10 protein-coding genes are annotated in these 13,962 nt (G+C 57.1%); 5 read left to right on the top strand and 5 right to left on the bottom strand.

From position 1 onward, the window contains the following. Nucleotides 1–15 precede the first annotated feature (15 nt). The 3 genes from EPD60_RS01710 to EPD60_RS01720 all read right to left on the bottom strand — a co-directional run bounded on the left by EPD60_RS01710 (nucleotide 16) and on the right by EPD60_RS01720 (nucleotide 4,834). Nucleotides 16–2,973 (bottom strand): GH92 family glycosyl hydrolase, encoded by a 2,958-nt coding sequence (locus EPD60_RS01710; RefSeq protein WP_262708824.1) that lies wholly within the window; start codon nucleotides 2,971–2,973, stop codon nucleotides 16–18. Nucleotides 2,974–3,012: 39 nt separating this feature from the next. Further along, nucleotides 3,013–3,738, bottom strand: coding sequence for a copper homeostasis protein CutC (locus tag EPD60_RS01715; protein ID WP_131446210.1), 726 nt, complete (start codon nucleotides 3,736–3,738; stop codon nucleotides 3,013–3,015). Nucleotides 3,739–3,814: 76 nt separating this feature from the next. Beyond that, complete coding sequence (locus EPD60_RS01720; RefSeq protein ID WP_131446212.1) at nucleotides 3,815–4,834, bottom strand: glycosylasparaginase; 1,020 nt, start codon at nucleotides 4,832–4,834, stop codon at nucleotides 3,815–3,817. Between the two features lie 108 nt (nucleotides 4,835–4,942). Between EPD60_RS01720 and EPD60_RS01725 the strand changes: the two genes are divergently transcribed. The 5 genes from EPD60_RS01725 (at nucleotide 4,943) to EPD60_RS01745 (ending at nucleotide 10,486) form a co-directional block, all read left to right on the top strand. After that, nucleotides 4,943–5,512: an NADPH-dependent FMN reductase gene (locus EPD60_RS01725; RefSeq protein WP_131446214.1), complete on the top strand. Its 570-nt coding sequence runs from the start codon at nucleotides 4,943–4,945 to the stop codon at nucleotides 5,510–5,512. A gap of 90 nt (nucleotides 5,513–5,602) precedes the next feature. Next, nucleotides 5,603–6,316, top strand: a complete 714-nt coding sequence (locus EPD60_RS01730) for a pirin family protein (RefSeq protein ID WP_131446216.1) — start codon at nucleotides 5,603–5,605, stop codon at nucleotides 6,314–6,316. A 97-nt stretch (nucleotides 6,317–6,413) separates the two neighbouring features. Beyond that, the gene (locus tag EPD60_RS01735; RefSeq protein WP_131446218.1) at nucleotides 6,414–7,271 is read left to right on the top strand and encodes a pirin family protein; all 858 of its coding nucleotides are present in this window, start codon (nucleotides 6,414–6,416) and stop codon (nucleotides 7,269–7,271) included. A gap of 41 nt (nucleotides 7,272–7,312) precedes the next feature. Beyond that, the gene (locus EPD60_RS01740; protein WP_131446220.1) at nucleotides 7,313–8,026 is read left to right on the top strand and encodes a pirin family protein; all 714 of its coding nucleotides are present in this window, start codon (nucleotides 7,313–7,315) and stop codon (nucleotides 8,024–8,026) included. Nucleotides 8,027–8,053: 27 nt separating this feature from the next. Next, nucleotides 8,054–10,486 (top strand): glycoside hydrolase family 20 protein, encoded by a 2,433-nt coding sequence (locus tag EPD60_RS01745; protein ID WP_165871368.1) that lies wholly within the window; start codon nucleotides 8,054–8,056, stop codon nucleotides 10,484–10,486. A gap of 266 nt (nucleotides 10,487–10,752) precedes the next feature. Here the strand turns inward: EPD60_RS01745 and EPD60_RS01750 are convergent, their stop codons facing one another. Continuing rightward, entirely contained in the window at nucleotides 10,753–11,778 is a 1,026-nt protein-coding gene (locus tag EPD60_RS01750) for a tetratricopeptide repeat protein (protein ID WP_165871369.1), read from the bottom strand. 123 nt (nucleotides 11,779–11,901) lie between these two features. Beyond that, nucleotides 11,902–13,905 (bottom strand): 1,4-alpha-glucan branching protein GlgB, encoded by a 2,004-nt coding sequence (gene glgB / locus EPD60_RS01755; RefSeq protein ID WP_131446224.1) that lies wholly within the window; start codon nucleotides 13,903–13,905, stop codon nucleotides 11,902–11,904. Between the last annotated feature and the right edge of the window lie 57 nt (nucleotides 13,906–13,962).

A 13,962-nucleotide genomic window follows, 5' to 3' on the forward strand; every position in this document is an offset into this window, starting at 1 on the left:
TTGGTGAGATGCTGTTTAATTGCCGGCATCAATCAGTACTTCGTCGATAAACAGGTGTGAAGGATTACCCGCGCTGGGGTGGCCCGCGGGTAGCTTTCCGCCATTCACCGCCCTGACACGGATATAGCGCGCCCTTGTGTTAACGGTGAGGCCCAGCACCTGCACCTGCTGCCCCATCGAATCGATTCCCACCTTGTTGATAACCCGCCCGATCTTGGTGAAGCTGACGCCATCTTCGCTCCCCCAGAAGATCACTTCTTTGGGATACACGATCCAGGGACTGACATCCTGGAGCACGTGCACGCCCAGTGATCGTACCGGCCGGACTGATTTGAGATCTACCACCGCCTCGAAGTCCGTGTTGAAATAGCTCTGCCAGTCGCCGGCGCGCCAGTTAGCACCGCCGGTAATGCTGTCTACGAGCATATCCGGGCCGCCACCCGTATAAAGCGGGTGCACGGTGCTTTGAACGGTGATACTACGGTCGGAGGGGATGCGGAAGAAATCCTGCGTGAGCACGCGGTTCTGCTTTTCGTCGTATGTAGTGATGATCTGCACCGTTGCGCTTTGCTTCAGTGTGAATGGGCCCGAATAAACACGGCCTGCGGATGCCGGCTTTCCTTTCTCCTGCACGGTGTAAAAGATCCGCTGCTGTGCGTCCATGCCGGTCAGGCGCACCTGGATGCTGTCGCGGAATTTATTGCTCTCGTTGGCCACGAAAGGCACGGGCGTAACAATGGGGTCAAGAATCTGCGACAGGGGGCGTTCGTGGAGCGCCGCGCCCCAGAGCTTCGCGGGGAGCTGTTCGGGCATATTAAAACGAAGCTCACCACCCGCCGCGATCTGCTCGTGGGCAATCAGGGTGCGGGGAAGCGGGCTGCCGTTCCACGAAGCCGTCGCGCTTTTCCATAGTCCCGCTTTGGCACGCGCAGCTATTACACGAAAGGTCTTGCCGTTCTCCAACTTCAGAGTAGCTGCATCGAACAGCGGGGTGCCGAGGATGTATTCGCCGCTGCCCGGGCATACAGGGTAGAAGCCAAGCGCGCTCAATATATACCAGGCGCTCATCTGCCCGCAGTCCTCGTTGCCGATCAGGCCGTCGGGCGCGTTCCTGTAAAATTCCGTACAAATACGGTGTACCAGGTCCTGCGTCTTGTCCCAGCGGCCGGCGTAATTATACAGGTAAGCCATATGATGGCTCGGCTCATTGCCCTGCGCATACTGACCGATAAGCCCGGTGACATCGGGTTGCTCGCGGCCGGTTGTAACCGGTGCGGTGGTAAACAGTTCATCGAGCTTCTTCTCGAAAGGTGCGGCTCCACCGTGAAGCGCCATAAGGCCCTGCACATCCTGCGGCGCCGCGAAGCTGTAGTGCCAGGAATTTCCTTCGGTAAAAAAGTTATTGATCTCCCGCGGGTCGAACGGCGAGTGCCAGCGTGCCTGCAGCTTGCCGCGCATCAGGTGGGTTTGCGGGTCGAACAGGTTTTTGAAGTTCTGTGCACGGCGGATGTAGCGGCGGTATACGGAATCATTCCCGTTCCACCGGGCAAACTGCGCGATGCACCAGTCGTCGTATGCATATTCGAGCGTCTTCGACACCGACTCGTGTTCCTGGTTGTTGGCGATATAGCCCTGGCGTCGGTAAAAATCGAGCCCGAAGCGATCGCTCTCGGCATAGCTGCGCATCGCTTCCAGCGCCAGCTGCGCGTCGAAGCCCCGGATGCCTTTTTGCCAGGCGTCAACGATCACCGGCACCGAGTGGTAGCCGATCATGCAAAAGGTCTCATTGCCCGAAAGCTCCCACACCGGCAGCATCCCGCCTTCCTTGTATTGATGCAGGAAGGTATTGATCCAGTCTGCAGTTCGTTTCGGCTCGAGGATAGTCATCAACGGGTGGTAGGCGCGGTAGGTATCCCAGAGTGAGAACACGCTGTGGTTGGTAAAGCCCTCCGCGCGGTGTACCTGTCCGTCGGTGCCGCGGTATTGCCCGTCCACGTCCTGCCAGGTGTTGGGCACCAGGTAGGTGTGATAAAGCGCCGTGTAAAAGGTCACCTGCTGGTCGCGGGTGCCGCCGGTGATATCGATCTTGCCCAGGCTGCGGTTCCAGGAAGCTCTCGCTTCGCTGTGCACCTGGGCGAATGATTTGGCGCCGATCTCCGCATCGAGGTTGGCCTTCGCGCCTTCCATGCTCACACCCGAAATGCCCACGCGGCAACGAAGCTGGCGGTCGGCACCGAGTTCGAATACCAGGCCTGCCTTCGCGTCCTTTCCTTCTACGAGGCCGCCCATTTTGTTGGGGAAGCCATCGTGATATTCACTGCTGTTCGACCCGAACGGGCGGTCGAAGCGGATATAAAAGTAAAAATGCTGGTCCTTGGCCCAGGATTTACTGCGCCGGTAACCGCGCACCGTCCGGCTGTCTACCACCTCCAGGCGCGCATCCAGCACCTCGTCGCGGTGCTGCAGGTCGATAAGCAGCGAACCGGTTTTGGTGCCCGAGGGGAAAGTGTATTGGTGCATCCCGGCGCGTGTTGTTGTGGTCAGCTGCGCTTTGATATTCCCCTTTTTCAGGAACACTTCGTAATACCCCGGTGACGCCACCTCCGACTTATGCGAAAACGGACTGCGGTATTCGGTGTTCTTCCATTTCGTCGGGCCGGTGAAGGGCATCAGCAGCAGGTCGCAGTAGTCCGGAATCCCGGTACCACTGAGATGGGTATGCGAAAATCCATAGATCACCGAGTCGCTGTAATGGTAGCCGCTGGAGCCATCCCAGTCGTCCATCCGGGTGTCCGGGCTCAGTTGCATCATACCGAACGGAACCGAGGCGCCGGGATAGGTATGGCCATGGCCGCCGGTGCCGATGAAAGGATTGACCAAACGGGTGTAATCTTTTTGTGCAAGAAGGCTTGCCGGGAAGGCAAGTGCAAGGACCAGGAGGCGCAACTGTTTCATGGTGATCGGGGCTGGCAGGCGACTTTGCCTGTTGCTCCAAAGATAGGCGCCGCTCCTCTATTCTTCGAGCGCGGCACGGAGGGCACGCACCGCATCCGGGTCGATGGCATCGAGCTGGAAATCGCCGGCGCCGAAGGATGGGTGGCGGAACTGCATCGGGCTTTCGCGGCGGCTCCGCAGCGACGAATGAAATTCTTCCGCGCCGGTAGCTTTTTGTAGCTCCTTCACATTGTCGGCACGCACCCCGCTCCCCGGCATGATGATGATGCGGTGGTCGGCCTGCTCCACAAGCTGGCGGAGCACGGCGCTGCCTTCGGGAGCCGTCGGTTTCTGACCGGAGGTAAGGATGCGCTGCACACCCGCTTCCACCAACTGTTCCAGCATTTCAAAAGGGTCAGCGCAGCGGTCAAAGGCGCGGTGAAAGGTCACCTCCATCGGGTAGGCAGCCTTCACGAGGCGCGCCAGCTTACGGCGCGGCAGTGTACCGTCTTTTTTGAGGAGGCCCAATACAACGCCGTCACAACCTACGCTGCGTGCATACCGGACATCGTCCAGCATCACCTCCAGTTCTTCGTCGCTGTAATGGAAGTCGCCACCACGGGGCCGGATGATCGGGAACAGTGCTACTTCAAAGGATTCGCGGCAAACACGCATCATGCCGTGCGATGGGGTAATACCACCTTCCGAAAGCGCGGCGCACAGCTCAATGCGGTCGGCGCCACCGGCAACAGCGGCGGCCGTGGTGGAAAAATCAGTTGTTGCGATCTCAATGACGTAACTCATGGCGTAAGAATGTGCGGCAAGTTAATGCATTGAATTCCGCCGGTTCAACCGGTTGTGCCGGTAAATTGAGGCTGCATTATTTCCCTAACAGGTGCTTTGCTTCGAAAGTGCGCACACCGTTACCGGACTGCACCGCAACGGTAAATCCTTTCTGAAGCGCATAGGCACCGATTACGCCCTTCTTGTTAATGGCCACAAAGCCTACCTGCAAGTCTTTCAGCTTGTCGCCACGCTGCCGCAGCATGCGTTCCAGCGTTTTCTTGCAGGCGTTTTCTGGAGCGTGCCCCTGGCGCATCAACTCTACCACAGTGTGCGAGCCGACGGCGCGCACTACCTCCTCACCAACACCCGAAGAGGTTGCAGCGCCGACTTCATTGTCGACAAACAGACCGGCGCCAATGATGGGACTGTCGCCCACCCGGCCACGCATTTTAAAGGCCATGCCCGAGGTGGTGCAGGCGCCGCCGAGGTTGCCGGCGCCGTCGAGCGCCAGCATACCAATGGTGTCGTGGTTGTGTTGTTGCCCGTTGCCGTCCTTGACGCCCTGCTGCTGAAGCAGCTTCGGGATGGTCATGGGATCGTACTGCGCCTTTTGCAGCCAGTTCTTCCAGGCTTTCTCGGCTTCGGGTGTTAGGAGGTTTTCAATCCTGAAGCCGTTGGCAAGCGCAAACTGCAGGGCGCCCTCTCCTGCCAGCTGCACGTGCGGCGTCTTTTCCATCACGAGGCGCGCTACCTTGATCGGGTGCATGATGCCTTCGAGGAACATCACCGAGCCGATATTGCCCTGCTCGTCCATGATGCAGGCGTCGAGCGTCACCTTGCCGTCCCTGTCAGGAAGTCCGCCATAACCGACACTTTGGTCACGCGGGTCCGCTTCTGGAACCTGCACGCCCTCCTCCACCGCGTCTACGGCACGGCCTCCTTTTTCAAGCACCTTCCAGGCCGCGGCATTGGCAGCCACGTTCGGCGCCCAGGTAGAGACCACCAGCGGCTTTTCGGCTGGGCCGGAGCCGTTTGCAAGCCCTTCCGCAGGGCGCAACAACAAGGCCAGCGATGACAGGGAGGACAACTGCAGGAAACGGCGGCGGTGGAGCATGCGTTTTGTTTGCGCTAAAGTTAAAGGCCTTTGGTCCACTGCCATATTTGCAGCTGAAATAAGCGGCATTTATTTTGATGTTTAAACATTGAATTGTAAATTTGAACTATGAAAATTGAGATCGTTTCGGGTAGCCCCCGCCATAATAGTGTATCGCATCGCGTCGCTCTGCACCTGCAGCGACAGCTCCAGGAAAGCACCGGCCACGAGGTGGGCGTTATTGCGCTCAAGGATAATATTTTCCCGCCCCTGCAGGCGGTGATCACGGGCCCCGATGCGGCTCCGGCTGAGCTGCGCGAGGTAGCGGCACGGATGTTCGCGGCCGATGCCTATATCATTGTGACGCCGGAGTACAACGGCTCCTACTCTCCTGCCATGCAGAATCTGTTCGATCACTTTCCGAAGCAGCACCACAAGCCCTTCGGTCTGGTGACGGCCTCTCCCGGCGCTCTTGGCGGCATCCGCGCCGCCATGCAACTGCAGCAATTCGTAATGGCGCTTTTCGGTATCCCTTCCCCCTATATGCTGGTGACGCCGCAGGTAGACAAGAAGTTTGACGCGGAGGGTAACCTGACCGACCCGTCGTTTGAGAAAAGCGTCAAAACGTTTGTCTATGAGTTTCTCTGGCTGGCTGAAAAAGTGGTCGAAGAAAAAGTAACGGCCGCCCAGGGAGTGTAGTAAAGGTCCTGATGCTGCCGTGTTGTTATGTACGTGAAGACGTTCAGATGAATTATTTAACCAATTGACCAATTTACAAATACACATACGATGAATTCAGTACTTCATAAAGCCGCTACGCGTGGTCATGCAAGCCATGGCTGGCTCGACTCCTGGCATACCTTTTCTTTTGCCGGTTACCACGATCCGGCGCGCGTTCATTTCGGTGCCCTTCGTGTGCTCAACGATGACAGCGTAGCGCCTTCGATGGGCTTCGGCAAGCACCCGCACGATAATATGGAGATCATCTCCATCCCGCTCGAGGGCGACCTGGAGCACGGCGACAATATGGGCAACACTACCGTCATTCGCCAGGGTGATGTGCAGATCATGAGCGCCGGCACGGGCGTTGTCCATTCTGAAAAGAACGCCAACAGCGACCGCCCGGTTAAGTTCCTGCAGATCTGGGTATTCCCGAAGGAACGCAACGTAAAGCCGCGCTACGACCAGAAGTCGTTCCCGGTTGAAAGCCGCCGCAACTCGCTGCAAACCGTCGTTTCACCGGTAGGTTCCGGCGACGAAGGCGTACAGATCCACCAGGATGCCTGGTTCAGTCTTGGCCAGCTCGACAAAGGAAACACACTCGAGTACACACTGCATAACCCGAAGAACGGCGTGTATGCCTTCGTGCTCGAAGGAGATGTGTTTCTGAACGAAGTGCTGCTCAACCGCCGCGACGGCCTTGGGGTAAGCGATGTCGATAAATTCACACTGCGCGCCGACAGTTCGGCTGAAATACTCCTCATGGAAGTACCGATGGCCTGATGAAAGGCAAACATCCATTTAGCTTCTTTGGAAAATAAAAGCGTCGCCGGTTTCGGTTGCAGATGGCCGCAAGCCCGCGCTTTCTAAAAAGGAAACCATGAAACAAAGAACCGTAACGCGTCATACCGACCTGGTGCATATGAATGTGGGACCAACCTTTCGCGTTAAGCAGCCGCTTCCGTCGGACACCCTGCAACAGGTAAGCCCTTTTATCCTGCTGCATCATGCCGGGCCGCAGGTGCATGCGCCGGGCGGGGTATCGCCCCGGCTGAGCCCGCACCCCCACCGCGGCTTCGAGCCGGTGACCTTCCTGTTCAGCGGCAAGCTGCATCATAAAGACAGCACCGGCGCAGAAGGCTTTCTCGAAGGTGGCGATGTACAATGGATGACGGCGGGCAGCGGCATCATTCACAGTGAAGGACCCTCGGCGGAGTTTGCCCGTGAAGGCGGACGCATGGAACTGGTGCAGCTGTGGGTAAACCTGCCGCGGGCGCATAAAATGACACCTCCGAAATACCAGGATATCAAGGGCGCCGGCATACCGGAAATCGCCAAAGACGGATTCCGCGTGCGTGTCGTAGCGGGCGCATTCGACGGCCGGCAGGGACCCGCTGGCACCTTTAGTCCCATCACCGCCCTTATGGTTTATTATGATGCGCAAGGGCAGCTCGATGTACCGGTTCCGGAAGGCTGGAACGCGCTGGTGTACGTTCTTTCGGGCGCACTGACTGCCGGCGAAACGGTTTTGGAAGCCGGCAACCTCGGCGTGTTTGAAAAAGATGGCGATGGCATTGTGCTCGAAGCAGCGGAGCCGGGCTACGCGCTGTTCCTTGCAGGCGAGCCGATCGCCGAGCCGGTGGTTTCTTACGGTCCCTTTGTGATGAATTACCCGGGCGAGATCAAGCAGGCCATTCTGGATTATGAAGAGGGCCGTATGGGCGTGCTTGAAAGCTGATGGCTCTTAGCACTGCTATTATTGATTGAAAATGATAAGGCATGAACTTCCAACATTTCCCGTCCTCCGGCCGCGGTCTCAAAGACATCGGCTGGCTGCAGAGTAATTTCTTTTTCAGCTTCAGCGAATACCGCAACCCGATGCGCTCGGCCTTCGGCACTCTTCTGGCATTCAACGATGATTTCGTGGCTGCCGGCAAGGGCTTCGGCCTGCATCCGCATGCCAATATGGAGATCATTTCGGTGATGCTGAACGGAAGTATGAACCATAAAGACTCGATGGGCTATACCAATGTGGTGCATGAAGACTGGGTGCAGATCATGAGCGCCGGCACCGGGCTGCGGCACGAGGAATACAATGTTGGTGATGATACCGTCAACTTTCTCCAGATCTGGATCCAGCCGAAGCTGCAGAATGTGACACCGCGCTACCAGTACCGGCATTTCCCGAGGGCAGAGCGCCGCAACCGGCTTGTGACCATCGTATCACCGGAAGAAGGAGCCGGGCACTGCTGGATCAACCAGAATACCCGGATCAGCCTTGGGCTGTTTGATGCCGGCGGGGCGACCGAATACCGGTTCAACCCCGAAAATAAATGCCTCTTTCTTTTTGTAATGAGCGGGGCGATCGATGTTGCGGGTCAAGCCTTGCCCGCACGCGATGCGATCGGCATCTGGGATACCGGTGAAATACGGATCACAGCAAAAGGGGAGGCTGAGTTTCTGCTCATCGAAACACCCATCAACCAGAAATAGCTAATTTCCCGGCACAAACCCGGGACCATGAAAAGACTCCTTTGCCTTCTTGCGTTCGGCGCTTCTCTTTCTGCCGGCGCGCAGGCTCCTGCCCTGTTTCCGCAACCCGCTGCCATAAAGACGGTACCAGGCTCCCTAACGATCACTCCACAGACACCGCTGATCGCTTCCGATGATGCCGATGCACGGATTGCTGCTTTCTTTAACGATCGGGTACAGGAACTGTATGGATTCCGTCTGCCCCTGGCGAAGCAAGGCAATAGCGGCGTACGTTTCGTGACCCGCCGTTTCATCAAAGCGCCCGACAAAGATGCTTACCTGCTGCGGGTGGATGGCAATGGCGTTAAGGTAGAAGGCGACACCTATGCCGGCACCTTTTACGGCCTGCAAACCTTGCTGCAGCTGCTCCCGGAGCCACCGAAGCCTGCGCCACTTGTTGTAAAAGTGAAAGAGCGGCCCGGAAAGACGAAAGTGAAATCGGTGCTTGAAAAGCCCGCGCCTCCGGCCACCCGCCGCTTCGCGCTGCCACGCCTCCTGGTGCAGGATGCACCGCGCTTCGCCTACCGCGGGATGCACCTGGATGTGTGCCGGCACTTTTTCTCCGTTTCCTTTATCAAGCGTTATATCGACCTGCTGGCGATGCATAAGATGAACACGTTTCACTGGCATCTTACCGACGACCAGGGATGGCGCATCGAGATCAAAAAATACCCGGGCCTCACCAATGTCGGCGGGTGGCGCAATGGAACCATTATCGGCCGCTATCCCGGCTCCGGCAACGATAACGAGCGCTACGGAGGCTTTTACACACAAGACGAAGTGAAAGAAGTGGTAGCCTATGCCGCCGCGCGCTACATCACCATCTTACCCGAAATTGAAATGCCGGGTCATTCGTCTGCGGCCATTGCCGCCTACCCTTTCCTGAGCTGTTTCCCGGCAGAGCCTACGGTCATTCCGAGCTGGCCTTCCGAAGGCAGCAAAGCGCAGCAGGCCGCAGGCCGTCCGAAGCAGGTGCAGGAAACCTGGGGTGTATTTTATGATATCTTCTGCGCCGGCAAGGATTCGACCTTTGATTTTCTCGAAGGTGTACTCGATGAAGTGATCGCGCTATTCCCGGGTAAATACGTGCATGTTGGCGGCGACGAGGCACCGAAGTCGCAATGGAAGCGTTGCCCGAATTGCCAGGCGCGCATGAAAGCCAACGGGCTCAAAGACGAGCACGAGCTCCAGAGCTATTTTATCCGGCGTATCGAAAAATTTGTGAATGCAAAAGGACGAAGCATCATCGGATGGGACGAAATCCTCGAGGGCGGCCTGGCGCCCAATGCCGCCATCATGAGCTGGCAGGGTGAGCGGGGCGGCATCGAAGCGGCGAAGCAGCAGCACGTTGCCGTGATGACGCCACAGAAACCCTGCTACTTCGATTATGCGCAGGCGAAGCCCGAAGATTCGCTTGTTTGGGGCGGCTACAACCCGCTCGACTCGGTATATGCCTACGAACCCCTTCCGCGCGCTCTCGACAGCGCCGCTGCCTGCTATATCATCGGTGCACAGGCCAATCTGTGGACGGAGTACATGAGCAACCCGGCCAAAGTCGAATACATGGCGCTGCCCCGCATGGCCGCTCTGTCGGAAGCACTGTGGACGCCGCCTGCCCAACGGAGCTGGGCTTCCTTCGAGCGCCGCCTGCCGGAGCTGTTTGCCCGCTACGACCGCGCCGGATACACCGCCAGCCGCGCCTACTACAACCTGCAGCCCGAGCTACTGCGCGACTCGGCCCGGGGCGGCCTGCTGCTGCGGGTACGCACACGGCTTGCCAACCCCACCATTTTGTATACCCGCAATCCCTCGTCTGAAAGCAGCCTGAAGCCCCTGCTGCCCTACCCTTCCGGCGGGATCCCGGTGTCGGGTACCGACTCGATCGTGGTTGCCCTCATCACCCCGCAAAAGCGGCAGATTCACTCGATATCTTATTCCTTTCATTTCAACAAAGCCACAGCGCGCCCGGTGACCCTGCAGGGAACTCCAAGCCGCAACTACCCGGGGCTGGGCGCCCTCAGCCTTGCCAATGGCATCTATTCAAGCCGCGGTCTTGCCAGTACCGACTGGCTCGGCTTTTTGGGCGGAGATATCGATGCCACCATCGACCTGGGCAAGCCGACACCGGTGAGCACTGTGCGCCTGCATACCCTCGACCAGAATGGCTCCTGGATCTACCTGCCGCAATACGTTGAAGTGTTCACCTCCGACGATGGCCGCGACTTTCGTTCGATCGGGCAGGCAAAACAATTTGTAAAAGACAGCCCTACCAACACCCAGGGCTGGATTACGCTGAATGTGCCGGAAACCAGCGCCCGTTACATCCGCGTGCTGGCGAAGAATTATGGCCTTATCCCCGAAGGACAGCCCGGTGCCGGTACAAGAGCCTGGCTCTTCGCCGACGAGATCGATGTGCAATAGCGCGCGGCAACGCTGTGGAATAAACTGGAACGCCGAAGGCGTCGCGCAAGCGACGCCTTCGGCGTCATTGCGAGCGTAGCGAAGCAAACTCCTGATTTACGCAGGGTGTTCATGGCCGGAAGAAGTTTCGACCTAACGCAATCTTGGGTTATGGCCAGTCTTCAGGTTGGGGAGATTGCTTCTCCCCAACTTGTTGGGGATCGCAATGACAAGAGCCTCGCAAAGCGAGGCTCTTGTATATCCGTTCTATATTTTACTCGGGCAATTTACATGCCCGGCATTTCCATCTTTTGCTTGTTGCGGGCAAGCTGCGGGTCCAATTCGATCGCTTTATCGCAAAGCGCCTGGCCTTTCGCCTTGTCGCCTTTCTTCTGGTAGCTCATGCCGATCATGAAGAGGGCCGACGCATTGGTTTTGTCCAGCTCCAGGATCTTATCCCAGTAATCGATCGCAACATCATAACGCTTGGCGTCATAGTTGGCCTCCGCGATCATGTTCAGCAGGTTGAGGTCGGCGGGACGGCGTTTCACCATTTCGTCGAGAATGGCGAGGCCCTTATCGATCTGCTTGTTGTTCAGGTAGGCGATGGCGAGGTTTTCCCTGAACTCGTTGTCTTGCTTGTAGCCGTTCTCGATCGCCATTTCGAAATACTTCAGCGAGTTTTTATCGTCGTTCATCCCGTAGTAAATGAGGGCCGTTTCATACATCCAGCGGGTATTCTTCGGGTCGAGCTCGAGGGCTTTGAGAAAATAAGGGATGGCGAGCTTGTTGTTATTCATGTCCGAATAAGCGCGCGCAACCATATAGGGCACCTGCGCATTGGTCGGATCCTCTTTGGCCGCTTCGTTGAGGTACTTGATCGCCTCACCGTAGTTTTCGTCGTCGTAATGCGCCTTGCCTACGAAATAGGCGGTTTTCGCGGCGGGATCAACCGACTTCAGCAGGCCGGCATACTTGATAGCGTCCGGGAACTGGCGCATGTTGAACGAAAGCGTCATCAGCTGGTTGTAAGTGTCGGCCGAATTGTCGCCGAGTTTTTCCAGCTCCAGGTACTTTTCACGGGCCTGGGGATAGCGGCGCAATGCCAGGAGCGACTTGGCAAGATCGCCCACGATCCGCTTGTCGCTTTTATTGTACCGGTAGGCCGAATCGAACATTTTCCAGGCCACCATTACGCGGCCTTTAAGCCATTCCTGGCTGCCTTTTTCATAGTAAAGGGATGCGCTGTCCTGCTGAGCATAGCTCGCGAGGCAGACAAGGCTTGTCAGGACGGCAAGGATGAGTTTGCGCATGGGGTATCGGTGTTTTACAGGATGGGTTAACGCCTCTTTGGGAGGTGGCACTAAATTAGAACGGACGGGCATTTTTCGCCTGTTAAATTTAGACGGAACAGGGATTTTATCGACTGAAGCGGCTCATTTCAGGATGAGCGCCGCCAGCGGCGGGAGATGCACGGTATGCCGCCAGGTCTGGAGTTCCTTATCGATGAGTTTACGGGCGATTTTGGTATTGTATATATCGCCGCTGCCGCCGTAGTGAGAATGATCGGAGTTGAACAGCTCCTTTGTATAGTATTTCCCGGGCACGTCCACGGTCCAGTCCCAGCGCGGTAAGGGCGTCAGGTTGAGCAGCACCAGCAGGTCTTCCCCTTTTTTCCTGCCCTTGCGGCGGAAGGCTACCACGCAATCGTCGCGGTGACCCAGGTCAATCCATTCGAAGCTGTCCGATGCAAATTGCGCACAGTGAAGCGCGGGGGCTGCCTTTAACAGCCGGTTAAGGTCGCGAACGCACAGCTGCAACCCTTTGTGCGGCCCGAACCGGAGCAGGCCCCATTCAAGCTCGCTTTTGTAGTTCCATTCTGATGTTTGCCCGAACTCGTTTCCCATAAAAAGCAGCTTCGCGCCGGGGTGCATCCACATATAGGCATAGAGCAGGCGGAGGTTGGCAAACTTCTGCCACTCGTCGCCGGGCATCTTGTAGATCATCGGCGATTTACCGTGCACCACCTCATCGTGGCTGAGTGGAAGCATGAAGTTTTCATCGTAGAAATACATCATGCTGAACGTAAACTTATCCTGGTGATGCGACCGGTATACGGGGTCAAACTTGAAATAGTCGAGTGTGTCGTGCATCCAGCCCATCATCCACTTCATGCCGAAGCCAAGGCCGCCGGCGAAGGTCGGCTTCGATACACCCGGCCAGTCGGTGGCTTCCTCGGCGATGGTCTGCACATCGGGAAAGTCGCGGAATATGGTTTCGTTCAGGTCTTTGATGAATGCAATCGCCTCCAGGTTGCCGTTGCCGCCAAACTCGTTGGGCTCCCACTGTCCTTCGGTGCGCGAATAATCGAGTTTCAGCATCGACGATACGGCGTCAACACGGATCCCGTCGATATGAAACTTGTCGAACCAGAAGCGGGCCGACGAAATCAGGAAGGATTTTACCTCTCCCCGCTTGTAGTTGAAAATATAAGAGTTCCAGTCCGGGTGAAAGCCTTTGCGCATGTCGGCATACTCGTAAGTATGTGTGCCGTCGAAAAGGAAAAGGCCGTGCGCGTCGTAAGGAAAGTGGGAAGGCACCCAATCGAGGATCACGCCGATGCCGGCTTCGTGCAGCTTGTCAACCAGGTGCATGAAACCCTCCGGTTGCCCGAAGCGCGAGGTAGGTGCAAAGAAGCCGGTGCACTGGTAACCCCAGCTGCCGTCGAAGGGGTGTTCCATCACGGGCATGAATTCCACGTGGGTAAACCCGAGTTCCTGCACATATGGCACAAGCCGCTCGGCGATCATTTCGTAACTGTTGTAGCTTTCCTCGTCGTGCGGGTCGGGTCGCATCCAGCTGGCGAGGTGCACTTCATAAACGCTCCAGGGAGCGTCGAGACTGTTGTGTTTGCCGCGCTGCTTCATCCAGGCCGCATCGTTCCATTCGTATTTAAATTCCCAGGCAATTGAAGAGGTGGCCGGTCGCTTTTCCCAGTAGTTGGCAAAAGGATCGCCTTTTACGGTTACCCGTCCCTGGTAACCGGTGATATTGTATTTATACAACTGTCCTTGTGCAAAGCCGGGGATAAAACCTTCCCAGATGCCGCTGCGGTCAAGGCGCGGAAATAAGGGGTGTGCGCCTTGCTGCCAGCCGTTGAAGTCGCCTACTACCGAAACCGCGGTTGCGTTAGGCGCCCATACGGCAAAATAATAGCCGGGGCGGCCGAGTACGTCGAGGGGCCGTGCGCCGAGCTTTTCATAAAGGGTATAGTGCGTACCGGCGGCAAATGCCGCGATGTCGTGATCGTAAAGCAGCGAATAGTTCCACACCGGCTTTTCCGTATCCACGAAGTTGGCGTCCTCATAGCGCGTAGCTGCCGGCGCAGTGCCGGCAGGGGCTGTTTTTTGATGAGCGGTATTAGCAGATCGGGTATCCATATTAACTTGTGCGAAATGTTTCGTAGGTGTTAAATCTCTTTTAAAACAATAACCGGG

It is taken from the genome of Flaviaestuariibacter flavus (genome assembly GCF_004337505.1).
GTDB lineage: Bacteria > Bacteroidota > Bacteroidia > Chitinophagales > Chitinophagaceae > Flavisolibacter > Flavisolibacter flavus.